This is a genomic window from Cellulomonas sp. Leaf395, from assembly GCF_001424125.1.
In the GTDB taxonomy this organism is placed as follows: Bacteria; Actinomycetota; Actinomycetes; order Actinomycetales; family Cellulomonadaceae; genus Cellulomonas.
This window is the reverse complement of sequence record NZ_LMQI01000003.1, coordinates 614453-636813: the sequence shown is the minus strand read 5'-3', so window position 1 is coordinate 636813 and position 22361 is coordinate 614453. Positions and strand designations below refer to the sequence as shown.

The following is a 22361-nucleotide window of genomic DNA, read 5'->3' as shown; positions in this document are numbered from 1 at the left end:
TGCCGACGTCACGTCGACGCCACGCCCGCCTTGTAGCCGACACCGCGGACGGTGACGACGATCTCGGGCTGCTCGGGGTCGTTCTCGATCTTCGAGCGCAGACGCTGCACGTGCACGTTCACCAGGCGGGTGTCGGCGGCGTGCCGGTAGCCCCAGACCTTCTCGAGCAGGACCTCGCGCGTGAACACCTGCCACGGCTTGCGCGCGAGGGCCACCAGCAGGTCGAACTCCAGCGGCGTGAGGGAGACGGGCCGACCGGCCCGCGCGACCCGGTGGCCGGGCACGTCGATCGTCACGTCGCCGATCGTCAGGTGCTCGGGCGCCGGCTCGTCGCTGCGGCGCAGGCGGGCGCGCACCCGCGCGACGAGCTCCTTGGGCTTGAAGGGCTTCGAGATGTAGTCGTCCGCCCCCGACTCCAGCCCGAGCACCACGTCGACCGTGTCGCTCTTGGCCGTGAGCATGACGATGGGCACGCCTGACTCGGCGCGGATCTGCCGGCAGACCTCGTTGCCGTCCTTGCCGGGCAGCATGAGGTCGAGCAGGACGAGGTCCGGCTGCGTGGCTCGGAACACACCGATCGCCTCGTCACCGTCCTCGCAGAACACCGGGTCGAAACCCTCCGACCGCAGCACGATGCCGATCATCTCGGCCAGCGCGGTGTCGTCGTCGACCACGAGCACGCGTCCCTTCATGGCGGCATTGTCGCACCGCAAGCGCTCGGACCCGGCCCACCTGGCACTTCGACGTGTCCGGGCAAGAACAGATCACCCGGTCGCGCATCCTGGACCTGGTCGCCGTGGCACGATGATTCCTCCGTGGGGGGCCCGACGACGGCGCCCCGGACCGCCTGCACCACGACAGCCGAGGAGCCGCGCTCGCATGACGAGCCCGCACGACGACGCGCCGCGACCGCCTTCCTGGGCGGCGCCCGCCGGCCAAGGAGCGCCGCCCCCGGAGACCGTGCCGCAGCCCGGCCCGCCCACCCCACCGCCCACGCCGCCGTCGGGCTGGGGACAGCAGCCCTCCGGCGGATACGGGTCCTGGGGCCCGGCCGCGCCGCCGCCGCCCGGGCTCGCCTGGCGTCCGCAGGCGCTCCAGCCGGGGATCATCCCGCTACGACCGCTGGGCATGGGCGAGATCTACGACGGCGCCTTCCGGGCCGTGCGCGCCAACCCGCGCGTGATGTTCGGCCTCGCCGCCCTGGTCGTGACGGTGGCGGTCATCATCGAGTCGGTCATCCAGTGGTACATCAAGGGCATCCTCACGCCGCAGCTGACGGAGCTCTCGGTCGACCTGGACCCGTCCGGGCAGATGGGCTTCGCCGAGCAGGTCGGCTCCTCGATCGGGCTTCTCGTAGCCACACCGGTGACGGTGTTCGCGACCACCATCCTCACGGGCCTGCTCATCGTGTCCGTGAGCCGTTCCGTCCTGGGCCAGGTGGCGACGGTCGGTGAGGTGCTGCGTTCCTGGCGCGTCTGGCTCGTCGTCGGCTTCACCTTCCTCAGCGGTGCCGTGATCCTGACGGCGATCGCGCTCCTGGTCACGGGCGTCACGCTGCTGGCGGTCGCCGACCAGGTCGCGCTCGCCGTCCTGGTCGGCATCGGTGGTTCGCTGGCGTTCGTCGTCGCCGCTGTCTGGTTCACCACCCGGACGCTGCTCGTGCCACCCGCGCTGATGCTCGAGGGCAAGAAGTTCTGGCCGACGATCGCCCGGGCGTGGCGCCTCACCCGCCGGACCTTCTGGCGCCTGTTCGGCATCTACCTGGTGACCACGATCCTGGCCGCGATCATCGCGCAGATCATCGTGTTCCCCGCGACCCTCATCGCGCAGCTCGTCCTGCGCGACCCCACGGCGACGTCGTTCGGCTCGTTCGTCGTGATCGGTATCGCCAACATCATCGCCTCCACCTTGTCCACGACGTTCGTGTCCGCCGTGGTGGCCCTCCTCTACATCGACGTGAGGATGCGCCGCGAAGGGTTGGACGTCGAGCTGGCCCGCGCTGCAGAGACCACCGCGTGAGCGTGCTCGCCCGCGTGGTCGGCAGCGTGCCCGTCGACCCCGACGCCACGACGGCCAGGCGCTGGGCCACCGAGGAGCTGCTCGACCCGATCTACCACGAGCAGCGTTCGCTGCTCACCCGGGCGGTGGAATGGCTGGCCGAGCTGCTCGACGGTCTTCGGACGCCCGCGGTGTTCGACCCGCTCGCGGTCCTCGTGGTCGTCGGTGTGCTCGCGGCGGTCGTCACGGTCGCGTTCCTGGTCGCGGGCCCGGTCCGGCTCTCCCGCCGCGGGCGCGCCGACCGGAGCGTCCTTGCAGACGACGACGGACGCACCTCGGACGAGATCCGCGCCGCTGCCGACGCAGCCGCCGCGGCCGGCGACTGGGGGGTGGCCGTGCTCGAGCGGTTCCGCGCGATCGTGCGCGGGCTCGAAGAGCGGACGGTGCTCGACGAGCGGGCGGCCCGGACCGCGCACGAGGCGGCGCTGGCTGCCGCCGCCCGGCTCCCGGCACTCGGCTCCGAGCTCGTCGCGGCCGGGCGCACGTTCGACGACGTCGCCTATGGCGACGTGCCGGCGACCGCCCAGGACGAGATCCGCCTGCGCGGCCTCGATGCCCGCGTCCAGGACGCGCGGCCGGCGTCCGGCGTCGAGGTCAGCGACCCCACGGTGGCGGCACCCCGATGAGCACGCCGGTCGTCACGGTGCACGAGGCGGTCGTCGGCGACGGCACCTCGACCCGCAGCAGGTCGGCACGGCGGTGGCGACGAGCCCGGTGGTGGCTCGGCCTCCTGGCACTCGTCGTCGTCGCCGCCCTCCTCTCCGCGCTCCCCGAGCCGCAGACCTCCACGCTGACCCTCGCGCCCGACAACCCCGGCGACCTCGGGGCCCGCGCCGCAGCGCAGATCCTCGAGCGCGAGGGCGTGGACGTCCGCTACGTGCGCCACATCGCCGACGTCGAGGCCCTGGCCGGTCCCGGCGCGACGGTTCTTGTCGTCGGCGACTACCTGCTCGTGGACGAGCAGGTCGACGCCCTCGACGACACGGGTGCCGACCTGGTGCTCGTCGACGCGGGGTGGGCGCTGGGCATGCTCAGCCCGTCGCTCGCGTCGAGCGGCGACTCCTCCGCCGAGCTCGAGGTCCGCTCCGCGGAGTGCGAGGACCCGGACGCGGTCGTCGCCGGCGCCATCACGGCGAGCGGCAGCATGCTGGCCACGGGTCCGGGCGCGATCGTCTGCTTCCCCGCCCCGGGCACCACGACGGACCGGGGCGGCGCCTACGCGGTGGCCGAGTCCGACGGGCGCCGGATCGTCGCGCTGGCCGACACGGCGCCACTGACCAACGAGCACCTCGACGAGCAGGGCAACGCCGCGCTCGTCCTGCGGGCGCTGGGTCGCCACGAGCGGCTCGTCTGGTACATCCCGTCGCTCGACGACGTGGGGGCGGGCGGTGAGTCCGAGCCCGCACCCGGCCAGCTCCTGCCGCCGGTCGTCCCGATCCTCGCGCTGCAGCTCCTGCTCGTCGTCGTGGTCGCCGCGCTCTGGCGCGGACGCCGCCTCGGCCGCCTCGTCACCGAGAAGCTGCCGGTGGTGGTCCGCGCGGGCGAGACAACCCGCGGCCGCGGGCGCCTCTACCGCCGCGGCCGGTCCTACGGGCACGCCGCTGCCTCTCTGCGCGCCGGGACGGCCGCACGGAGCGCGGGGCGGCTCGGCCTGCCCCGCTCCGCGGCCGCACCCCTCGTCATCGACGCGATCGCCCGTGCGGCCGGGCGCCGCCCCGCTGACGTCGAGGCGCTGCTGTACGGACCCCCACCGACCGATGACCGCGGGCTGGCCCAGCTGGCCCGTGACCTGGACCATCTCGAGAGCGAGGTTCACCGAACGTGAGCGAGCAGACCCCCCCGTGGGGCGCGACAGCACCCACCATCACGCCGCACCAGCCGTCCGAGGAGCTGCGTGCTGCTCTGGGTGCCGTGCGGACCGAGGTCGCCAAGGCGGTCGTCGGGCAGGACGCAGCCGTCAGCGGCCTGGTCATCGCGCTGCTGTGCCGTGGCCACGTGCTGCTCGAAGGTGTCCCCGGCGTCGCCAAGACGCTCCTCGTGCGGGCGCTGTCCGCCGCGCTCGACCTGGACACGAAGCGGGTCCAGTTCACCCCCGACCTCATGCCCGGCGACGTGACGGGCTCCCTGGTGTACGACGCCCGCACGGCCGAGTTCTCGTTCCGCGCGGGCCCGGTGTTCACCAACCTGCTGCTGGCCGACGAGATCAACCGGACGCCTCCCAAGACGCAGGCGTCGCTGCTCGAGGCGATGGAGGAGCGCCAGGTGTCGATCGACGGCACCCCGCGCCCGCTGCCGGACCCGTTCCTGGTCATCGCGACGCAGAACCCCGTCGAGTACGAGGGCACCTACACGCTCCCGGAGGCGCAGCTGGACCGGTTCCTGCTCAAGCTGGTGCTGCCGATGCCCGAGCGCCACGAGGAGATCGAGGTGCTGACCCGGCACGCCGCCGGCTTCGACCCCCGTGACCTCGCCGGGGCCGGTCTGCGTCCCGTGGCGACCCCGGAGATGCTCGCGCGCGCCCGGGCCGAGGTCGGTCGCGTCCAGGTCGCACCCGAGGTCCTCGGCTACGCCGTCGACGTGTGCCGTGCCACGCGCCAGTCGCCGTCCCTCTCTCTCGGTGTCTCCCCGCGTGGCGCCACCGCTCTGCTGGCGACGTCCCGCGCTTGGGCCTGGCTGTCCGGTCGCGGCTACGTGACGCCGGACGACATCAAGGCGCTGGCGCACCCGACGCTGCGCCACCGCGTCCAGCTGCGCCCCGAGGCCGAGCTCGAGGGTGTCAGCACGGAGAGCGTCCTCGACACGGTGCTCGCGTCCGTCGCCGTCCCCCGCTGACGTGGCCCTCACCTGGCGCGCGGTCGTCCTCGCCGCGCTCGGTCTGCCGGTGGTGCTCGTCGTGCCCGCCGCCGGGACAGTGCTTCTGTGGACGCTGCTCGTCGTGGTCGCGTGCGTCGCGGACGTCGCGCTCGCCGCGTCTCCCCGGCAGGTCGCGATCCGGCGCGAGGTGCCCGCATCCGTCCGGCTCACGGATCCCGCGACGTCCACGCTCACCCTGACGAACCAGGGCGGACGCCGGCTCCGGGCGCTCGTCCGGGACGCGTGGCCCCCGTCGACGGGCGCTCAGACGGACCGGCACCGCGTGGACGTGCGCCCTGGGGACGGCATCCGGGTCCGGACGGTCCTCGTGCCCGCACGGCGTGGCGACGCCCAGGCGGACCGCGTGACGATCCGTACGCTCGGGCCGCTGCAGCTCGCGGGCCGCCAGGCATCGCTGACCGTCCCCGGACGGCTGCGGGTGCTGCCTGAGTTCGCCTCGCGGCGGCACCTGCCGAGCCGGCTGGCCCGGCTTCGAGAGCTGGACGGGCGGGCGTCCGTGCAGGTGCGCGGCCCGGGGACCGAGTTCGACTCGCTGCGGGAGTACGTGATCGGCGACGACGTCCGGGCGATCGACTGGCGCGCCACAGCCCGGCGCTCCGACGTCGTCGTGCGCACGTGGCGGCCGGAGCGCGACCGCCGGGTCCTGATCGTGCTCGACACCGGCCGCACGTCCGCCGTGCGCGTGCTGGACGCACCCCGGATCGACGCGTCGATCGAGGCTGCGCTGCTGCTCGCCGCGCTCGCCACGAAGGCCGGCGACCGGGTCGAGCTGCTGGTCTTCGACCGCCGGGTGCGCGGCCGGGTGGCCGGCGCGACAGGCGCCGGGGTGATGGCGCCGTTCGCGGACACGCTCGCCCTGGCCGAGCCCGAGCTCGTGGAGACCGACTGGCCGGGGATCGTGGCGCAGATCCGTCAGCGGCTCAGCCAGCGTGCCCTCGTCGTGCTGCTCACCGCGCTCGACCCCTCCGCGGTCGAGCAGGGTCTGCTCGGCGTCGCCGGGCAGCTCACCGAGCGGCACCAGGTGGTGCTCGCGTCGGTGTCCGACCCCGAGGTCGATGCGCTGCGCACGGCCCGCACCGGTGCCGCGGCGGTGTTCGACGCGGCTGCCGCCGAGCGCGTGGGCCTCGAGCGCGCGGCCGTCTCAGTCCGACTGCGCCAGCGTGGCGCCGAGGTCGTCGACGCACTGCCGGACGACCTGGCACCCCGGCTCGCCGACACCTACATCGCACTGAAGGCGGCCGGGCGGCTCTGACCTCGGGGACGCCGTGTCCGCCGGTCCGAGTAGGTTTCCCGTGTGCCCGACCTGCTGACCCGCGCCCACCTGAACCGCGCGCTGCTCGCCCGGCAGCACCTGCTCGAACGCCGGCCCGGTCCGGCCATCGAGGTCGTCGACCACCTGGCAGGCCTCCAGGCGCAGAACGCGTGGTCGCCGTACGTCGGGCTGTGGAGTCGCGTAGCCGGGTTCCGCCCCGAGGAGATCGGCGAGGCCTTCTGGGACCGTTCCGTCACCCGGATCGCGGTGATGCGCAGCACGATCCACCTCGTCACGGCGGCCGACGCGCTTCTCCTGCCCGGCCTGATCGCCCCGATCCACGCCAAGGACCTCCTGGTCAACGCCCAGCACAGCGCCGCGCTGCGCACGCTCGACGTCGCCGAGCTCACCGCCATGGCCCGCACGCTCGTCGAGGCGCAGCCGCGCGTGACCACGGAGCTCGGGCGACTCCTCGCCCAGCGGTGGCCGGCCGTCGCCCCGAGCACGCTCGCCTACGCCGCCCGGGCAACGCTGCCGCTGGTCCAGGTACCGCCCAGGGGCGTGTGGGGGCGTTCCGGTGCGACGACGTGGACCACGGCGTGGACGTGGTTCGGCCCGGAACAGACCGCCGCGGCTCCCGACCTGGCCGACCCGGACGTGCTCGCCGCCGAGCAGGAACGGCTCGTCCGCCGCTACCTCGCTGCGTTCGGTCCGGCGTCCGTCGCGGACCTGCAGAACTGGTCGGGTCTCACCGGGATGCGGTCGGTGGTGGACCGCCTCGACCTGGTCAGGTACCGCGCCGAGCCGTCCCCCGGCGCCGTCCGCGAGCGCGAGGTCCTGGACCTGCGGGGGATGGCGCTGCCCGACCCGGACGTCCCGGCACCGGTCCGCTTCCTGCCCGACTACGACAACGTGCTGCTCGGGCACGCCGACCGCACCCGGATCATCTCGCCCGAGCACCGTCCGTACCTGGCCAGCCCGAACGGCGTCATCGATGCCACGTTCCTGCTGGACGGGCGCCTCGCGGGCACCTGGGACGTGCCCCGGGGCCCGAAGCAGCGCGGACCGGTCACGCTCACGGTGCGGCCGTTCGCACTCCCGACCGCCGGCCAGCGCGACGAGCTCCGGGCGGAGGCGGAAGCACTGGTCGAGCTCATGGCCCCGGGTGCCGACGAGCGGCGCGTGGTCGTGGCCGACCCGGCCTGATCACACCTGATCAGCCCTGATCAGCCCGCTGTCGCGAGCGCGTAGCCCGCGCGGTCCGCCTCGAGGTCACCGGTGTGCCCCGCGCGGACGGCCCGGCGGCCGAGCACCAGCGTGTACGTCCAGAACGCCGCGAGGGCGAGCACCCCGATGCCGACCTTGACGGCCCACGGCAGGTTCGACCCCGTGACGAACCCCTCGATCAGGCCCGAGACCGCGAGCACGCCCACCAGCCCGATCGCCACCGTGAACAACGCGCGCGCCTCCTGCGCCAGCGCGGTGCCGCGCGTGCGTGGACCGGGGTCGATCCAGGTCCAGAAGATCCGCAGGCCCACCGCACCGGCGACGAACACTGCGGTGAGCTCGAGCAGGCCGTGAGGGGCGATGAGCTGGAGGAAGACGTCGAGGTGCCCGTGCGCGGCCATCATGCCGCCCGCGGCACCGACGCTGATCGCATTGGTGGCCAGGAAGTACACGGGTCCGATGCCCGTGATCCCGGTGGCGATGCAGACGGCCGTCAGCAACGCGTTGTTGGTCCACACCATCGTGGCGAAGCCCGCGCCGGGCGCGTAGTACTCCGCGAACGAGCTCTCGACGTACTCCTGCTGCTGGCTCGGTGTCCCCATCGACGCGAGCGCGTCGGGTTGCGTCGCCACCCACGCGCCGGCGGTGACGCCGAGCACGAGGAAGGCCACCATGACGCCGACCGTCCACCACCGGATCCGGTAGAGGGCGGCGGGCAGGGCCACCGCGACGAAGGCGGTGACGTCACGCCAGCTCGGTTCGTGCGTGCCCGCGATGGCCGCGCGCGCCCGACCGACGAGCATCGACAGGCGGGTCACCATCTCGGGGTCCGGGGCGGCAGAGCGCACGCTGGAGAGGTCCGTCGCGACGGACTGGTACAGGCGCACCAGCTCGTCGGCCTCCGCGCCGGTGCGGCGGCGCAGCCGCACGAGCTCGTCGAGCCGCGCCCAGTCGGTGGCGCGTGCCCGTTCGAAGGCGTCCAGGTCCATGCCGCACAGCCTGCCATCCCCACGACCCGGTACCGGCTAACCTGCCCAGCATGGACGGCATCCTCACAGGCGAAGGCGTCCTGCTCGACGCACGTCCCACCTCGGCGGCGACGCGTCTGCTCGCGGCGCTGCTCGACCTGCTGGTGCTCGCGGTGGGCTTGTTCGTCCTGGTGATCGCGCTGGGCGTGCTCGCCCCCGACGCCTCGGAGGAGGCCTCCCGGATCATCGGCGTCGTGCTCGTCGCGACCGTCACGATCGTGCTGCCCACGACCGTCGACACCCTGACCCGTGGCCGCTCGCTCGGCAAGCTGGCCATGGGCATCCGGATCGTGCGCGACGACGGCGGTCCGCTGGTCTTCCGGCAGTCGCTCGTGCGCGCGCTCGTCGGCATCGTCGAGCTGTGGCTCACGCTCGGCACCGTGGCCCTGATCTGCTCGATCGTGCACCCGCAGGGCAAGCGCGTGGGTGACATCCTCGCGGGCACCTACGCGGTGCGCGTGCGCGGCGCAGCCAAGGTCCGCACCCCCGTCATGATGCCGCCGCAGCTCGCCGGCTGGGCGCACTCCGCGGACCTCGCGCGCCTGCCCGACGGCCTCGCGCTGTCCGTGCGGCAGTTCCTCGGCCGTGCCGGCAAGCTGCACCCGGCGTCACGCGTGCAGCTGGGCTCCCAGCTGACCACCGAGGTGCAGCGCTACGTCAGCCCGCTGCCTCCCCTGGGCACCCATCCCGAGGCGTTCCTGGCCGCCGTGCTGGCCGAGCGGCGGGACCGTGAGCTCACCGCACGGCTGCGCACCGGGGAGCGGGACGCCGCGGAGTCGTCGCAGCTGCACCGACTCCCCCACGGCGTCCCCGACCCGGCGAACTGAGTCTCTGAGATGGTGCCGAGTGCTCAGTACCGGTAGTGCTCGGGCTTGTACGGGCCCGCGACGTCGATGCCGAGGTACTCCGCCTGCGACTTCGTCAACTCGGTCAGCCGGACCCCGAGCGCGTCGAGGTGCAGGCGCGCCACCTTCTCGTCCAGCACCTTGGGCAGCCGGTACACCTCGCGGGCGTAGGCGTCCGGCTTGGTGAACAGCTCGATCTGACCGATGACCTGGTTGGAGAACGAGTTGCTCATGACGAACGACGGGTGCCCGGTCGCGTTGCCCAGGTTCAGCAGCCGCCCTTCGGAGAGCACGATGATCGACCGCTCCGGCCGTTCGTCATCGGCAGGAAAGGTCCACTCGTGCACCTGGGGCTTGATCTCGGTCCGCGAGATCCCCGGGACCGCCGCGAGACCTGCCATGTCGATCTCGTTGTCGAAGTGCCCGATGTTGCCGACGACCGCCTTGTTCTTCATCCGCGCCATCTGCGCCGCAGACACGACGTTCTTGTTGCCGGTGGTGGTGATCACGAAGTCGGCCTGGTCGATGACGTCGTCGAGCCGGGTCACCTGGTAGCCGTCCATCGCCGCCTGGAGCGCGCAGATCGGGTCGACCTCGGAGACGATCACGCGTGCGCCCTGGCCACGGAACGCCTCTGCCGCCCCCTTGCCGACATCCCCGTAACCCGCGACGAACGCGACCTTGCCGCCCATCAGGACGTCCGTGGCGCGGTTGATGCCGTCGGGCAGCGAGTGCCGGATGCCGTACTTGTTGTCGAACTTCGACTTGGTCACCGAGTCGTTCACATTGATGGCCGGGAACAGCAGACCGCCCGCCTCCGCCAGCTGGTAGAGCCGGTGGACGCCCGTGGTGGTCTCCTCGGTGACGCCCTTGATCTGTGCGGCGATCGACGTCCACCGTTGCGGGTCTGCGGCGAGCGAGCGGCGCAGCGTGCCGAGGATGACCAGGTACTCCTCGGAGTAACCGTCCTCGCCCGGCTGCGGGTCCGACGGCACCGCACCGGCCGCCTCGTACTCGACCCCCTTGTGCACCAGCAGCGTCGCGTCGCCGCCGTCGTCGAGGATCATGTTCGGACCCGTACCGCCGGGCCACACGAGGATCTGCTCGGTGCACTCCCAGTACTCGTCGAGAGACTCGCCCTTCCACGCGAACACCGGCACGCCGGCGGGCTCGTCGACCGTGCCGCGCGGGCCGACGACGACCCCCGCGGCCGCCTCGTCCTGCGTCGAGAAGATGTTGCACGACGCCCAGCGGACCTCGGCGCCGAGCGCGACGAGCGTCTCGATGAGCACCGCCGTCTGCACCGTCATGTGCAGCGAGCCGGCGACGCGGGCGCCCGCGAGCGGCTGCGTCGGACCGAACTCGGTGCGCAGGGCCATGAGGCCCGGCATCTCGTGCTCGGCGAGGCGGATCTGGTGGCGACCGGCCTCGGCGAGGGTCAGGTCGCGGACCTTGTACTGGCCGGGGAGCTCATCGAACGAAGAGGACACAGACATCTCACTCCAACGGGTGCGCGTTCGGAAACGGGCGCGACCGCATCAGGGCGTGCGCCCTGGTCGTTCGCGCCGGCGCGACCCCTCTCGGTCTGCGGGCATCACCCACGCCGTCCGGGCCATGCTAGCCCGGTGTGAGCGTCACCACACCGAGGTCAGCCCCGGGGTACAGGTACGCCTTCGTCGATGAGCAGGACGGGGATCCCGTCGCGCACAGGGTAGGCCACCGGGTTGTCCGGGTCGGTCGAGACAAGGGTCGGCTCGCCGTCTGGACCCACTCCGTCGACGAGCGTGGCACCCGTCGCGGGGCAGCGCAGGAGGTCACGGGCCCACGGCTCCAGGGACCGCCCCGACGTCTGCTCGGTCATGCGCTCTCTCCGTCCTGTCGCACCAGCGCGAGCACGTCCTCGCGGACCTTCTCCATGATGTCCTCGTCGGCCGCCTCGACGTTCAGGCGCAGCAACGGCTCCGTGTTGGAGGCGCGCAGGTTGAACCACCACTGCGGGTGCGCGTCCCAGTGCGAGACCGTGAGGCCGTCCAGCTCGTCGACCTGCACCGGCCCGGCGCCCTGCTGCGTCACGTACGCCTCCACGACCCGCGCGCGGGCAGCGGCCACGTCGGTGACGCGGGAGTTGATCTCCCCGCTCGCCGAGTACGGCTGGAACTGCTCCGACAGGGCGGACAGCGGGTGCGGCTGACCGCCGAGGGCCGCGAGGACGTGCATGGCGGCGAGCATCCCGGTGTCGGCGAAGAAGAAGTCACGGAAGTAGTAGTGCGCGCTGTGCTCACCACCGAAGACGGCGTCGTTCTGCGCCATCTCGGCCTTGATGAACGAGTGGCCCACCCGGGTGCGGACCGTCGTTGCTCCGGCCGCCTTCAGCAGGTCGGGCACCACCTGGGAGGTGATGAGGTTGTGGATCACCGTCGGGGTGCGACCGGCGGCACGCTCCCGCTCGACCTCCCGCAGACCGACCAGTGCCGTGATGGCCGACGGGCTGACCGGGTCGCCGTGCTCGTCGATGACGAAGCAGCGGTCCGCGTCCCCGTCGAACGCGAGACCGAGGTCCGCGTCGTGCTCGACGACCGCTGCCTGCAGGTCTCGCAGGTTCTCCGGCTCGAGCGGGTTGGCCTCGTGGTTCGGGAACGTGCCGTCCAGCTCGAAGTACAGCGGCACGATGTCGAGCGGCAGCTCGGCCAGCCCGGCGCCCGTGCCCAGGACGGCCGGCGCGGTGAAACCGCCCATGCCGTTGCCCGCGTCGACGACGACCTTCAGCGGGCGGATGCCCGACAGGTCCACCAGGGAGCGCAGGAACGAGGCGTACTCGGCGAGCAGGTCGCCATCCTCGACGCTCCCCCGCTGCGCGGCGTCGACCTCGGGCACCGAGGTGGCGAGGTAGTCGCCGGCCAGCTCACGCACCGTGGTCAGTCCGCTGTCCTGGCCCACCGGTCGAGCGCCGGCGCGGCAGAGCTTGATCCCGTTGTACTGCGCCGGGTTGTGGCTCGCCGTGAACATCGCACCGGGGATGCCCAGCGAGCCGGAGGCGAAGTACAGGCCGTCGGTCGACGCCAGGCCGATCCGGAGGACGTCGACGCCACGCGCGGCCAGCCCGTCGGCGAACGCGGCCACGAGCTCAGGTCCGGAGGGGCGCATGTCGTTCGCGATGACCACTCGCGGGCGGTCCGTCGCTTCGGGGAGCACGACCACGTCGGCGAAGGCGGCACCGATCGCGCGAGCGACCGCCAGGTTGAGCTCACCGGGGACGAGACCCCGGACGTCGTAGGCCTTGATGAGAGCAGTCAGATCGACACGGTCGGCTGCAGGCGAGGTCACGCGGCCATGCTACCGGTGCCGCCGGGCACCGAGGTCGGGCGTCCACCAAGGTCAGGAGTCGCCGACGACGTCCTCGCGGTCCAGCGGTACGCCGCTCCCGTCGAGCGGGAACCAGTTGCGCTGCTCGCAGGCGGGGCACGAGACGAAGACCACCTGGCGACCGTCCGTCAGCGCCATGCGGATGCGAGTCAGATCGGTCTCGCCACATCGCAGGCACGCCGCCGTCCCGGGCACACCCGGTCCGGACGGTTGGCTGATCGAGCCCAATGGCTCCCCCGCACGCTCGGCACGGGCGCGTGCGGCCTCTCCTTTGCGGCGAGCCACGTCAGCCCTCGCCGCGCAGCACGCGCAGGTGCCCACGACGAGGTGCCTCGTTCAGCGCGGCGCCGACGGCTTCCGGGAGCGGAGCCAACTCCGGCTCGGTGCGTCTGCCCGCCTCGCGCACGGCGTCCGCCAGCGCGAGCAGGTCGTCCCGGCTGGGCGGTGCGGGCGAGAACTCGGGGGTGAGCCGGACGACCTCCCACCCGCGCGGGGCTGTGAGGCGCTCCGCGTGCTCGACGCACAGGTCGTACGAGTGCGGCTCGGCATGCTGCGCCAACGGGCCGAGCACCGCGGTCGAGTCGGCGTACACATAGGTCAGCGTGGCCACGGCCGCACGGCCACAGGCCGTGCGCGAGCACTGCCTCACGGATCTCACGCGCTGACCGTACCCCTGACGGACGACAGGCCGTGTCCCCCACGCCGCCGCCCGTCCGCGATCTACAGTGCAGAGGTGAGCTCCGCACCGCCCCCGCCCGCCCGACGGCCCGCCGGCATCGGCCGTCGCGCGGTTGCGGTCCCCACGACGGCCGTGGTGCCGGTGCGTCGCCGTGACCGACGCGGACGCGGTCCTCGAGGTCCGCTCATGCCGAGCACCATGCCCGCGTACCGCACTCGCGCCGAGCGGTTCGACGACCTCGTCCTTGACGCCGTCGAGCGGATCGAACGGACCTGGGCGCGTCAGCTGCAGGGCACGGAGTTCGCCGTCGAGGACGTCCCGCCGTCCAACCCCGCGCCCTGGGAGCACGGAGGCGTCCCGCTCGGCCGGTACTTCCCGCCGGACGCCGGGCTCCCGGCCCGGGTCGTGATCTACCGGCGGCCCGTCGAGTCCCGTGCGACGGATCCGCTCGACATGGCCGACCTCGTGCGGGACGTCGTCGTCGAGCAGGTCGCCCACCTCCTGGGCCGCTCGCCGGAGGATGTCGACCCGCGGTACGGCGACGCTGGATGACCTGTGCTGGTGAAGGTGGTGACGCCCACTAGCCTGTCCGCACGATGAGTGACTCCCTCCCCGACCCGCCCGCCCCCCGACCCGATGTCCGCGTGGTGTGCGTCGTCTACCACCCCGGCGACGAGCTGGCGACGTTCGCCCGCACCCTGGCGACCGCCTCGGAGGCGATCGTCGAGCTCGTGATCGTCGACAACGGGACCGACCCCACCATCGCGCGCGAGGTGGCCGACGAGGTCGGGGCACGCCTCGTCTCGCCCGGTGCGAACCTCGGCTACGGCGGCGGCGCCAACCTGGGTGCGAGGGGCGCAAGGGCACCGTGGATCGTGGTCGCCAACTCCGACATCGAGTGGCAGCCCGGGTCGCTCGACGCGCTCGTCGAGGCGGGCCGGGCCGAGCCGCGCGCCGGGTCCGTCGGGCCCGCGCTGCTCAATACCGACGGCACCGTCTACCCGTCGGCGCGCGCGCTGCCGTCGCTGACCCAGGGTGCGGGGCACGCGCTTTTCGTGCGCTTCTGGCCGGGCAACCCGTGGACCCGCCGATACCGGGCGCACGAGCAGGACACCGGGACCCGCCGAGCCGCCGGCTGGCTCTCGGGCGCGTGCCTCCTGCTGCGGCGGGAGGCGTTCGAGGCCGTCGGCGGCTTTGACGACGACTACTTCATGTTCTTCGAGGACGTCGATCTCGGCGAGCGGCTCGGTCGCGCCGGCTGGACCAACCTCTACGTCCCGCAGGTGCAGGTCACGCACGTCGGCGGCACGTCGTGGCGGGCCAGGCCGGCCCCCATGATCTCCGCGCATCACGCGAGCGCCGCCCGCTACGTCGGGCGACGGTACCCGCACTGGTACCAGTGGCCGGTCCGCCAGGCGGCGGTCCTCGGGCTGCGCCTGCGCGAACGCGCGGAGCTGCGCGCCGCGGAGTGAGTCAGCGGGTGCCGAGCCGCGGGTCCTCCCGGACGGCGACGTCCGGGGTGGTGCGTGGCACCGGCACCGGGTCGAGCACCGAGACCAGGACGCCGTCCGGCCGGTCGACCTCGGCGACCAGCGCCCAGGCGAGCGCCACCTCGGAGTCCTCGTCGGTCACCAGGTCCACACCGACGACGCCCGCCGGGGCTGACGGGCTTGCGGTCGAGGAGCCGGGTTCGGCGACCACGACGTCACCGGTCCCGGTGGCGAGCTCGTCGACGGACCACGACCCGGTCGTGCCGGCGTCCAGCCGCAGCCGGCGCTCGGCCAGCACGGAGCCGTCGGCGCCGAGAAACCTCAGGGTCGCTGCCGCAGCCCGGCCCGGCATCACGTCCGTGCGTGCCGCGACGGCTCCCGCGACGAGCGTCCCGCGGGTGCCTGCGGGAACCGCGACGACGCCGCTGCGGCCCACCGCGGTCGATGCCGCCCACGCTCGCTCGACGCTCGGCACGTCGTCCAGCTCACCGACGGAGCCGGGGCGAGTCAGTACTGCGGAAGCCAGCACGGGCTGGTCGGCGTCGACGACCGCCGTGTAGGCACCGGCCGGGAGACCACCCAGCGGCACGTCCGTCACCTCCCCCGGCACCAGCGCGACCGATGCGGCCCCCGGCAGCTCGGTGACGCCCGTGGGTCCGAGCAACGTGACCTGCGCGGTCGTCCCGGTGTCCCCCGGCGCGAGGAGCCGAAGCGCCGGGGCGGACAGGTCACCCACCGTGGAGTCGACCACCGCGAGCCCGGGGACCACCTGGCGCCGGGCAGGTGCCGCCCCGGGGACCACCAGCTCGGTGCCCGCCGGGGTGAAGCCGTCGATCGCGGAGTCCTGCACGTGCACGCCGACCCGCCCACCCGTAGCGGAGACGTGCAGGGCCAGCCGCCGCTGCTCGGGGGCGATGCCACCGAGGACGACGACGTGCTGCGCGCCAGGCGCCACCAGGAACCGTTCACCGGTGAGGTCTGCCGGACCGGACGGGCCCCAGACGGCCAGGGTGACCTCGGCCGGTGTCGAGCCGGCGTTGCTCAGCACCAGCTGCGCGGTGCTCGACAGGTCGGTGGCGCCGCCGAGCAGCCAGGCATCGGCGGTGGGCTGCTGGCACGACGCGGCCGCCAGGCCCCGCAGGTCACCGGCGGTGACGAGCCCGGCGCTCGCCGCAGCAACCCGAGCCGGCGCGGTCCCCGGCTCCGCACGGACCACCTGCGGCCCCGTCACGTCTGGGACGACCGTCGCGGTGCCCCCGGGGGCCAGTGTCGCGGTCACCGCCGACCGGTCGAGCGGGGCCACGGTCCCGGCGGAGCTGCCGTCCCGGTCCGGAACCGATGTCACCACGGTGAGGGTCGTGACGGGCTCCACCGGGGTCGGGTCGAACGCGGAGTCGCCCCGGCCGGTGTCGTCAGGCTGGATCAGCGGGCCGGCGCAGACGAGCGTCGACGCGGTCGGCGGGACGGGCACCACCGTCGTCGCGACGCTGCTCGGGCCCTCTGCGGGGGCACGGGCACCGGCGACGACCACGACGACGGTCAGCCCGAGGACGGCCAGCCCGGACACGGCACGGGCGGCACGTCCGAGCCACACCTGCGCGCGCGTCGGGACCGGACGCGCCCCGGTCGTGCTTGCGGCGCTCATGTGCGCACCCCCCGACGACGGCGCACCGGCACCGCCAGGAGGATCGTGACCAGCGCGACGAGCCCCTGCAGCCAGAGCCAGAGACCGCGGTCCGGGTCGTCGTACCGGACGACGAGCTCTCCGGAGCCGGCACCGAGAGCGAACGTCTGCCGCCACCCGCCGTCCACCGACCGCAGCGACCGGCCGTCGAGCGAGGCGTGCCAGTGCGCATCCCCACGCTCCGCCAGCACGAGCAGCCGGTCCGCGTCGCCGGCGGGTACCACAGTGTCGACCGTCCGGTCCGCCGACGGCACAGCCACCGCCGCGGCGGCCGGGTCGGTGACCTCGGAGGTCGCCGGCAGGGTCCGGGCCCAGGCGGGGACGACCGTCGGTGCGACGCTCCCCGCAGTCGCGTCGAGGGACGTCGTCGCCTGCACCCGCCACAAGGTCCCGGTCGCGTTCTGCGTCACGCGCTCGAGCCCGGCCGTCGAGTCGAGCCTGCTCACGAGCTCCTCGCGCTGTGCTTCGGCCACCTGCGGCGGGACACCCGCGAGGTCGTCAGGCAGCGGCGGCACGACGACGTCCGCCACGGCGAGCGCGGCCAGCTCACCCGCGACGTCACCCGTGGCCGCGGACGCCAGACGTGCCACGAGCTCGTCGACCTCGCGCGTCGCGGCGTCGTCGGCCGTCACGTCCGGCTCGAGAAGGTCACCCTCCAAGGTCCGAGTCGTCTCCGCTGCCGCCTGGTCCACCAGCTGCGGGCCGTCGGCGCGCATCAACTGCCATGTCACCGTCGACCCGCCGGCACCCGGGTTGTCGGTCGGCTCGATGCTCACCGCGAGCACGCGGGACGAGAGCGCTGAGGCCTGCGCCTGCTGGCCGACCGCCGGCACGATCGCACGCTCGACCGCGCGCAGGGCGACGGCGTCACCGCTGCGCGCCTGCCACGTCCACGAGCCGATCCAGACCGCGGGCACCACGACCGCCACGACGGTCAGGAGCACGACGACCGGCTGCCGCCACCCGAACGTGTAGGCCGCGAGGCGCTCGCGCAGGCGGTCAGCACCGAGGACCGCCGCAGCGAGCAGCCCGACGCCGGCCAGCGAGAGCGGCGGACCGGCCCATCCGTACGCGACCGTCCCGTCCGAGACCGCGACCGGGATCGCGACGACGACCGTCGCGGTCGCCACGCCGAGAACCGCGACGAGCCAGGCACCGCGCACCGCCGGGGCGACCGGCGCGCCGCGGAGGAGCGCCAGCACTGCCAGGACCAGGACGAGCGCACCGAGCGCGAGCGGCCAGGCCGCGGCGATCGTGGCCGGCACGGACTCGGGAACGAGCGACGACGGGTCCGTCGGCACGCCCAGCAGCCGGCTCAGCGGGTCGGCAGCGGGCGACGCGCTCGGCAGACCGGGGTCGGTGACGAGCAGCCGCCAGCCCGCCAGACCACGCCCGACCGCCTCGACGAGCGTGGGACCGAGCAGGACGAGCGCCGGCACGGCCACGAGGAGCAGACGCCCGCGACGCCGCGGGGCGCACAGCGCCACGATGCACAGCGCGAGCAGGCCGGGGACCAGCAGGCCAGGCGCACCGGCGACCGTGAACGCGAAGGCGATCGACGCGGCGGCCGCCGCGGCGATGGACCCGGTGGGGTCTGCTGCACCGACGCGCTCCGGCACGACCGGGTCCGTGCTGGTCGTTGCTGGGGCGTCGCCGGAGACCCGGGGGGTCGGAACCGTCGGCGTACCGCGGACCGGCGTCTCGGTGTCGGCTTGGTCGATGTCGTCCTCGGCACGCCGCGCGGTCGCCACGCCCGACAGGACCTGGTCAACCCGCTGAGCGCCGACCGCCCGGACGAGGCCGAGGGCGACCCACGGCAGTGCGACATGAGCGACGACTGCGCCGAGCCGACCGTCGCTGAGCGCCAGGAGCAGCGCGGGCGCACCCGCCCAGACGATCGCCGCCCACACGCGCACGCCGACCGACCGCGTCGCGGCACCAGCAGCGGCCCAGGCACCCAGGCCTGCCAGCACGACCGACCCGAGCAAGAGCAGCGCCACGGCCGTTGACGACGAGCCGCCGGCCAGCACGGTCGGGACAGTCAGCGCAGAGAGCAGCGCATCGGCCGGCCCCGGGCCTCCCAACCCGTCGGCGACGACCCAGCCGGACGTCGCCGCGGACCACAGCTCGCCGACCCCTGCCGCGCTGGGCAGCAGCGCAGCACCCACGAGACTCGCACCCCCGGACACCGAGGCGACGAGCGGTCCCAGCCCGACCCCGGCCACAGCGACGAGGAGGGTCACGACCACGGCCAGCGCGACGCGGCGCCGGGTCGCGATCGCGGCCAGCTCGCGTAGCTCGAGCTCGCTCGGCGCCTGCGTGACCCGGCGGGCCTCGGCCCGCGCGAGTCGGCGGTCCCGCGCTTGGGACCAGACGTCGCGCCAGCCGGCCTGCAGCGGTCGCAGCGCGCGGCGCGGCAGGCGACGGCTGCGGGTGGCATGGAGTCGGGAGCGGACGACACCGTCCGGTCGGCACAGCGCGACGAGCGCGGCCCGAACCTCGTCGACCGCCAGGCCCGGCTGCTTGGCCGCGAGCTGGCCGAAGAAGCGCAGGACGGCGCCGAGCAACGCAGCGAGCGCGACGAGAGGCACCAGCGGCAGCGGCGCCGAGACCAGCCGGCTGTGCACCAGCGCCCGACGGCGGGCGGCGAACGACCGACGAGGGTCGGCCCGGTCGTCCTCCCCGTCCCCGTCCCGGTCGACGGGTCGGCTGCCGGGTTCGATCGCGTCCGAGCGCAGGCCGAGGTACCCGGCCTGCGCGTGCCGGACCACCGCCGACGGGACGACGATCACCCGGTGCCCGGCCAGCCGCGCCCGCCGGGACAGGTCGAACCCGTCACCGAAGGGACCAAGGAGCGGGTCCGTGCCGTCGAGGTCGGTCCAGACGTCCCGCCGGACGAGCGCGCCGGCGATCCCGACGCCGAGGACGTCCTCACGACCGTCGTGCTGGCCCTGGTCGAGCTCACCCGGCTCCACGTCCGTCATCCGTCGGCCGGACCGGGACGAGCGCACTCCGACCTCGAGCAACCGCTCCGGATCGGTCCACGTGCGCTGCTTGACACCGGCCACCGCGACCGACGGGGCATGACTCACCGCGCGCACCAGCTCGGCGAGGGCGGACGGGGCGGGCGCACTGTCGTCGTGCAGCAGCCAGAGCCAGGTGGTCGCAAGCCCGTCGTCGGCTTCGAGGGCGCGGCGGACGGCATGCCCGAAGGTCCGCGCGCCGGGCGTGCGCACCACCCGCAACGCGGGCATCGAGGTGCCGCCGGCAGCGGTGAACGCACTGTGCAGGACGTGCTCGACGACCTCGTCGCCCGTGTCGGAGACATCGACGAGCAGCACCCGCACCGGCCGACGTGTCTGGGCCGCGAGGGCCGCGACGGTGGCAGCGAGGTACGGGGTCCTGCCGCGCGTGACGACGACCGCGCACACCGGCGTCGTCACCGGTGTCGGAGAGGTCGCGGTGAGCAGGTCCACCGGCAGGAGGGTGTCAGTCATGCTCGGAACATCATGCCGTCGCGCGGGACGAGGCCCGCGCTCGACACTCCCACCCGGCGCAGGCCGTCAGACGACACGCCGCTTCAGCTTGCGCCGCTCCCGCTCGGAGAGGCCGCCCCAGATGCCGAAACGCTCATCATTCTGCAGGGCGTAGTCGAGGCACTCGGAGCGCACGTCGCAACCTGTGCACACCTTCTTGGCCTCTCGCGTCGAGCCGCCCTTCTCCGGGAAGAACGCCTCAGGGTCGGTCTGCGCGCACAGCGCGCGCTCCTGCCACCCCATCGGGCCCTCGTCCTCGAGGGCACCGAAGATCGGCAGGACGTTGGAAGCGTGCGCCTGCGCACTCTTCCGTGCGTCGGACGGGAAAATCTCGTCGTTGTCGAGCAGGTTCCACATGCGTGCCTCCGTGCGGTTTTCGTCCTGGTTCAACTGCTCGTTCCAAGGCTCGACGTGCGACGCTCTAGCAAGGGCCGCGGGTGGTGCTCGCTGATGAATCCGTTCTAAGGAATTACACGCGTGTCGTTCGCGTTGGTCAAGCCGAGACGTGGTAACTGTCCGATTTTGGTGGGGTGAACTTGCCCCAGACGGGTGATCCGGGCGTGTCGATCTAGGGTGGGGCCGTGCCCGTTACGACGATCGCCGACCTGCTCCGCCTTCTGACCCGCGAGCCCGGGCGGCCTCGGATCACCTGGTACGGCGATGGTGGCGAGCGCGTCGAGTTGTCTGGTGCCGTGTTGGAGAACTGGGTAAACAAGACGGCCAACCTCCTCGTCGAGGAGTTCGACGCCGGGCCAGCCACACGCGTCCACCTAGACCTCCCCGGGCACTGGCGAACCGTTGTCTGGGCGGTCGCGACCTGGCGCGTCGGCGCGTGCGTCGTGCTCGGCGAGGCCTCCCCTGTCGACGTCGTCGTGACCGACCGGCCCGCACAGCACGTCGGCGCGCGCGACACCGTGGCGGTGTCCCTGCCGGCTCTCGCCCGGACGTACGCCGGTGAGCTCCCGGCGGGCACGCTCGACGCGGCGACGGCGGTCATGACCTACGGCGACGGGTTCGGGTGGGCCCCCCCCCTCGACCCCCTGGCCATCGCCCTGGACGACGACGGGCAGCTCGTCGCCCACGCCGCGCTCCTCGCCACGCTCGCGCGCAGCGGCTGCCCGGAGCGCGATCGTGTGCTGCTCGGCGTCGACGCGCGAGGCCTGGCCGACCTCCTGGGCGACGTCCTGACCGTCCTGGTCCACGACGGCTCTGCCGTGGTGGTGTCGGGCGAGTCGTCGCGGCTCCTGCGCACGGACCAGCCCCGCCGCGAACGAATGGTCTCCAGCGAGCGGATCACCGCGGACACCCTCGACGTCGTGGGCGGACCGCCGTCCTTCCGGTGAGGCAGGGCACGGTCTATGTTCGCTCTGTGACGGCCGTCCGAACCTCGCTGCGCAGCGCCGCCGCCGACGTGCTCGGCCGCACACGTGCTCCTGTCCAGGCGCTTGAGATTCTCGGGGCCCACACCCTCGCAGACCGCGCCGACCGGATCGTAGGTCACGGCGAGATCGTCGCGGTCCGGGTCCCGCCCGCACCTCGCGCCTGGCGCACAACGCGCATCAAGGCGATGCGACGCCAGGGCTCCGACCAGTGCGTCGAGGCGTTCCGCCAGGCTGGCTGGTGGGGCTACGAGCGACCTCTCCCCGACCTGTTCCTCGGTGCGCTGCGTCATCGGCACGGGACCGTCTTCGACGTGGGCGCCAACACCGGTGTGTACGCGCTCGTCGCCGCCAGCGTCCCCGGGACACAAGTGCACGCCTTCGAGGCCTACCCACCCATCGCGGCACTCTTGCGCGAGAACCTCCGGCTCAACCGGAGAGGCCGGCACGTCCGCGTCGTGGAAGCGGCCGTGACCGACGTCGCCGGGACGATCGACCTGTTCGTGCCGCCACCGTCCGGTGCGGTTGAGACCAGCTGCTCCACCGACGCGTCGTTCCGGGCGGGGAGCACGCCCGTCGCCGTCCCGGCCGTCACGCTGGACGACTACTGGCAGAGAGCGGGAAGCCCGCACGTCACGGTGATCAAGGTGGACGTCGAGGGCGCCGAGCACCACGTGCTGGCCGGAGCGCTCGACCTCGTCCGGGCGACCCGGCCGGTGACGTTCGTGGAGATCCTGCCCGACGCCGACTTCGCGGCACTGCGGTCGATCCTCGACGACGCCTCGCTCGTGGACGTCCGGCTCAGTCAGTACGAGGCGGTCGTCGGTGATGACCTGCGGTTCCATGAGCTCGCGTGGAACCACGCCTTCGTCCCGCCCGAGCATCTCGAGGACTTCCTCGCGTGCGCACGTGAGGCAGGCCTCATCGTGACTCGGCTCTGACCGCA

21 protein-coding genes are annotated in these 22361 nt (G+C 73.4%); 11 read left to right on the top strand and 10 right to left on the bottom strand.

Annotation, left to right across the window (positions count from 1 at the left end; all coding sequences use genetic code 11):
• Nucleotides 1-8 precede the first annotated feature (8 nt).
• Entirely contained in the window at nt 9-692 is a 684-nt protein-coding gene (gene mtrA, locus ASG23_RS10780) for an MtrAB system response regulator MtrA (protein ID WP_055912929.1), read from the bottom strand.
• Between the two features lie 187 nt (nt 693-879).
• Here mtrA and ASG23_RS10775 point away from each other — a divergent pair, with 187 nt between their 5' ends.
• From ASG23_RS10775 to ASG23_RS10750, 6 genes are read left to right on the top strand one after another with little or no spacing between them, the layout of a single operon-like run.
• Nucleotides 880-2019 carry a glycerophosphoryl diester phosphodiesterase membrane domain-containing protein gene (locus ASG23_RS10775; protein ID WP_056024199.1) on the top strand — a complete coding sequence of 380 codons (1140 nt, stop codon included), beginning with the start codon at nt 880-882 and terminating at the stop codon, nt 2017-2019.
• Nucleotides 2016-2684 (top strand): DUF4129 domain-containing protein, encoded by a 669-nt coding sequence (locus tag ASG23_RS10770; RefSeq protein WP_056024196.1) that lies wholly within the window; start codon nt 2016-2018, stop codon nt 2682-2684. The genes ASG23_RS10775 and ASG23_RS10770 overlap by 4 nt, the downstream gene beginning before the upstream one ends.
• Nucleotides 2681-3883: a DUF4350 domain-containing protein gene (locus tag ASG23_RS10765; protein WP_056024194.1), complete on the top strand. Its 1203-nt coding sequence runs from the start codon at nt 2681-2683 to the stop codon at nt 3881-3883. The genes ASG23_RS10770 and ASG23_RS10765 overlap by 4 nt, the downstream gene beginning before the upstream one ends.
• Nucleotides 3880-4890 carry an AAA family ATPase gene (locus ASG23_RS10760; protein ID WP_056024191.1) on the top strand — a complete coding sequence of 337 codons (1011 nt, stop codon included), beginning with the start codon at nt 3880-3882 and terminating at the stop codon, nt 4888-4890. The genes ASG23_RS10765 and ASG23_RS10760 overlap by 4 nt, the downstream gene beginning before the upstream one ends.
• A 1-nt stretch (nt 4891) precedes the next feature.
• On the top strand, nt 4892-6184 hold the full coding sequence (locus ASG23_RS10755; protein WP_056024188.1) for a DUF58 domain-containing protein: 1293 nt from the start codon (nt 4892-4894) through the stop codon (nt 6182-6184).
• A 42-nt stretch (nt 6185-6226) separates the two neighbouring features.
• Nucleotides 6227-7390, top strand: a complete 1164-nt coding sequence (locus ASG23_RS10750; RefSeq protein ID WP_056024185.1) for a winged helix DNA-binding domain-containing protein — start codon at nt 6227-6229, stop codon at nt 7388-7390.
• 20 nt (nt 7391-7410) lie between these two features.
• Here ASG23_RS10750 and ASG23_RS10745 read toward each other — a convergent pair whose 3' ends face one another.
• Entirely contained in the window at nt 7411-8400 is a 990-nt protein-coding gene (locus ASG23_RS10745; RefSeq protein ID WP_056024183.1) for a stage II sporulation protein M, read from the bottom strand.
• A 50-nt stretch (nt 8401-8450) separates the two neighbouring features.
• Here ASG23_RS10745 and ASG23_RS10740 point away from each other — a divergent pair, with 50 nt between their 5' ends.
• Nucleotides 8451-9266, top strand: a complete 816-nt coding sequence (locus tag ASG23_RS10740) for an RDD family protein (protein WP_056024180.1) — start codon at nt 8451-8453, stop codon at nt 9264-9266.
• 23 nt (nt 9267-9289) lie between these two features.
• Here ASG23_RS10740 and ahcY read toward each other — a convergent pair whose 3' ends face one another.
• From ahcY to ASG23_RS10715, 5 genes are all read right to left on the bottom strand, one after another.
• Nucleotides 9290-10774 carry an adenosylhomocysteinase gene (ahcY, locus tag ASG23_RS10735; protein WP_442856816.1) on the bottom strand — a complete coding sequence of 495 codons (1485 nt, stop codon included), beginning with the start codon at nt 10772-10774 and terminating at the stop codon, nt 9290-9292.
• A gap of 158 nt (nt 10775-10932) precedes the next feature.
• On the bottom strand, nt 10933-11145 hold the full coding sequence (locus tag ASG23_RS10730; RefSeq protein WP_056024174.1) for a Trm112 family protein: 213 nt from the start codon (nt 11143-11145) through the stop codon (nt 10933-10935).
• Nucleotides 11142-12608, bottom strand: coding sequence for a phosphomannomutase/phosphoglucomutase (locus ASG23_RS10725; RefSeq protein ID WP_056024171.1), 1467 nt, complete (start codon nt 12606-12608; stop codon nt 11142-11144). Before ASG23_RS10725 ends, ASG23_RS10730 begins: the two co-directional genes overlap by 4 nt.
• Nucleotides 12609-12659: 51 nt before the next feature.
• A complete protein-coding gene (locus ASG23_RS20690; protein ID WP_268760890.1) occupies nt 12660-12785 on the bottom strand; it encodes a hypothetical protein in 126 nt (41 codons plus the stop codon).
• Nucleotides 12786-12933: 148 nt separating this feature from the next.
• Entirely contained in the window at nt 12934-13305 is a 372-nt protein-coding gene (locus ASG23_RS10715) for a DUF3499 domain-containing protein (protein ID WP_056024165.1), read from the bottom strand.
• A 207-nt stretch (nt 13306-13512) separates the two neighbouring features.
• Here ASG23_RS10715 and ASG23_RS10710 point away from each other — a divergent pair, with 207 nt between their 5' ends.
• Both ASG23_RS10710 and ASG23_RS10705 read left to right on the top strand, forming a co-directional pair.
• Nucleotides 13513-13878 carry a metallopeptidase family protein gene (locus ASG23_RS10710; RefSeq protein ID WP_056024162.1) on the top strand — a complete coding sequence of 122 codons (366 nt, stop codon included), beginning with the start codon at nt 13513-13515 and terminating at the stop codon, nt 13876-13878.
• Between the two features lie 44 nt (nt 13879-13922).
• The gene (locus ASG23_RS10705) at nt 13923-14798 is read left to right on the top strand and encodes a glycosyltransferase family 2 protein (RefSeq protein ID WP_056024159.1); all 876 of its coding nucleotides are present in this window, start codon (nt 13923-13925) and stop codon (nt 14796-14798) included.
• A 1-nt stretch (nt 14799) separates the two neighbouring features.
• Here ASG23_RS10705 and ASG23_RS10700 read toward each other — a convergent pair whose 3' ends face one another.
• The 3 genes from ASG23_RS10700 to ASG23_RS10690 all read right to left on the bottom strand — a co-directional run bounded on the left by ASG23_RS10700 (nt 14800) and on the right by ASG23_RS10690 (nt 20393).
• On the bottom strand, nt 14800-16461 hold the full coding sequence (locus ASG23_RS10700; protein ID WP_056024156.1) for a DUF5719 family protein: 1662 nt from the start codon (nt 16459-16461) through the stop codon (nt 14800-14802).
• Complete coding sequence (locus tag ASG23_RS10695) at nt 16458-19997, bottom strand: glycosyltransferase (RefSeq protein WP_056024152.1); 3540 nt, start codon at nt 19995-19997, stop codon at nt 16458-16460. Before ASG23_RS10695 ends, ASG23_RS10700 begins: the two co-directional genes overlap by 4 nt.
• 66 nt (nt 19998-20063) lie before the next feature.
• Complete coding sequence (locus tag ASG23_RS10690; RefSeq protein ID WP_056024149.1) at nt 20064-20393, bottom strand: WhiB family transcriptional regulator; 330 nt, start codon at nt 20391-20393, stop codon at nt 20064-20066.
• A 224-nt stretch (nt 20394-20617) separates the two neighbouring features.
• Between ASG23_RS10690 and ASG23_RS10685 the strand changes: the two genes are divergently transcribed.
• Complete coding sequence (locus ASG23_RS10685; protein ID WP_056024146.1) at nt 20618-21379, top strand: TIGR03089 family protein; 762 nt, start codon at nt 20618-20620, stop codon at nt 21377-21379.
• Between the two features lie 26 nt (nt 21380-21405).
• Nucleotides 21406-22356 (top strand): FkbM family methyltransferase, encoded by a 951-nt coding sequence (locus ASG23_RS10680; protein ID WP_056024143.1) that lies wholly within the window; start codon nt 21406-21408, stop codon nt 22354-22356.
• Nucleotides 22357-22361: the final 5 nt, after the last annotated feature.

What these genes read in the sequence shown, in the direction of transcription:
- ASG23_RS20690 (WP_268760890.1), bottom strand. Translation starts at nt 12,785, where the DNA reads ATGGCGCTGACGGACGGTCGCCAGGTGGTCTTCGTCTCGTGCCCCGCC.
- ASG23_RS10765 (WP_056024194.1), top strand. Translation starts at nt 2,681, where the DNA reads ATGAGCACGCCGGTCGTCACGGTGCACGAGGCGGTCGTCGGCGACGGC.
- ASG23_RS10730 (WP_056024174.1), bottom strand. Translation starts at nt 11,145, where the DNA reads ATGACCGAGCAGACGTCGGGGCGGTCCCTGGAGCCGTGGGCCCGTGAC.
- ASG23_RS10705 (WP_056024159.1), top strand. Translation starts at nt 13,923, where the DNA reads ATGAGTGACTCCCTCCCCGACCCGCCCGCCCCCCGACCCGATGTCCGC.
- mtrA (WP_055912929.1), bottom strand. Translation starts at nt 692, where the DNA reads ATGAAGGGACGCGTGCTCGTGGTCGACGACGACACCGCGCTGGCCGAG.
- ASG23_RS10745 (WP_056024183.1), bottom strand. Translation starts at nt 8,400, where the DNA reads ATGGACCTGGACGCCTTCGAACGGGCACGCGCCACCGACTGGGCGCGG.
- ASG23_RS10740 (WP_056024180.1), top strand. Translation starts at nt 8,451, where the DNA reads ATGGACGGCATCCTCACAGGCGAAGGCGTCCTGCTCGACGCACGTCCC.
- ASG23_RS10700 (WP_056024156.1), bottom strand. Translation starts at nt 16,461, where the DNA reads ATGAGCGCCGCAAGCACGACCGGGGCGCGTCCGGTCCCGACGCGCGCG.
- ASG23_RS10690 (WP_056024149.1), bottom strand. Translation starts at nt 20,393, where the DNA reads ATGTGGAACCTGCTCGACAACGACGAGATTTTCCCGTCCGACGCACGG.
- ASG23_RS10775 (WP_056024199.1), top strand. Translation starts at nt 880, where the DNA reads ATGACGAGCCCGCACGACGACGCGCCGCGACCGCCTTCCTGGGCGGCG.
- ASG23_RS10695 (WP_056024152.1), bottom strand. Translation starts at nt 19,997, where the DNA reads ATGACTGACACCCTCCTGCCGGTGGACCTGCTCACCGCGACCTCTCCG.
- ASG23_RS10710 (WP_056024162.1), top strand. Translation starts at nt 13,513, where the DNA reads ATGCCGAGCACCATGCCCGCGTACCGCACTCGCGCCGAGCGGTTCGAC.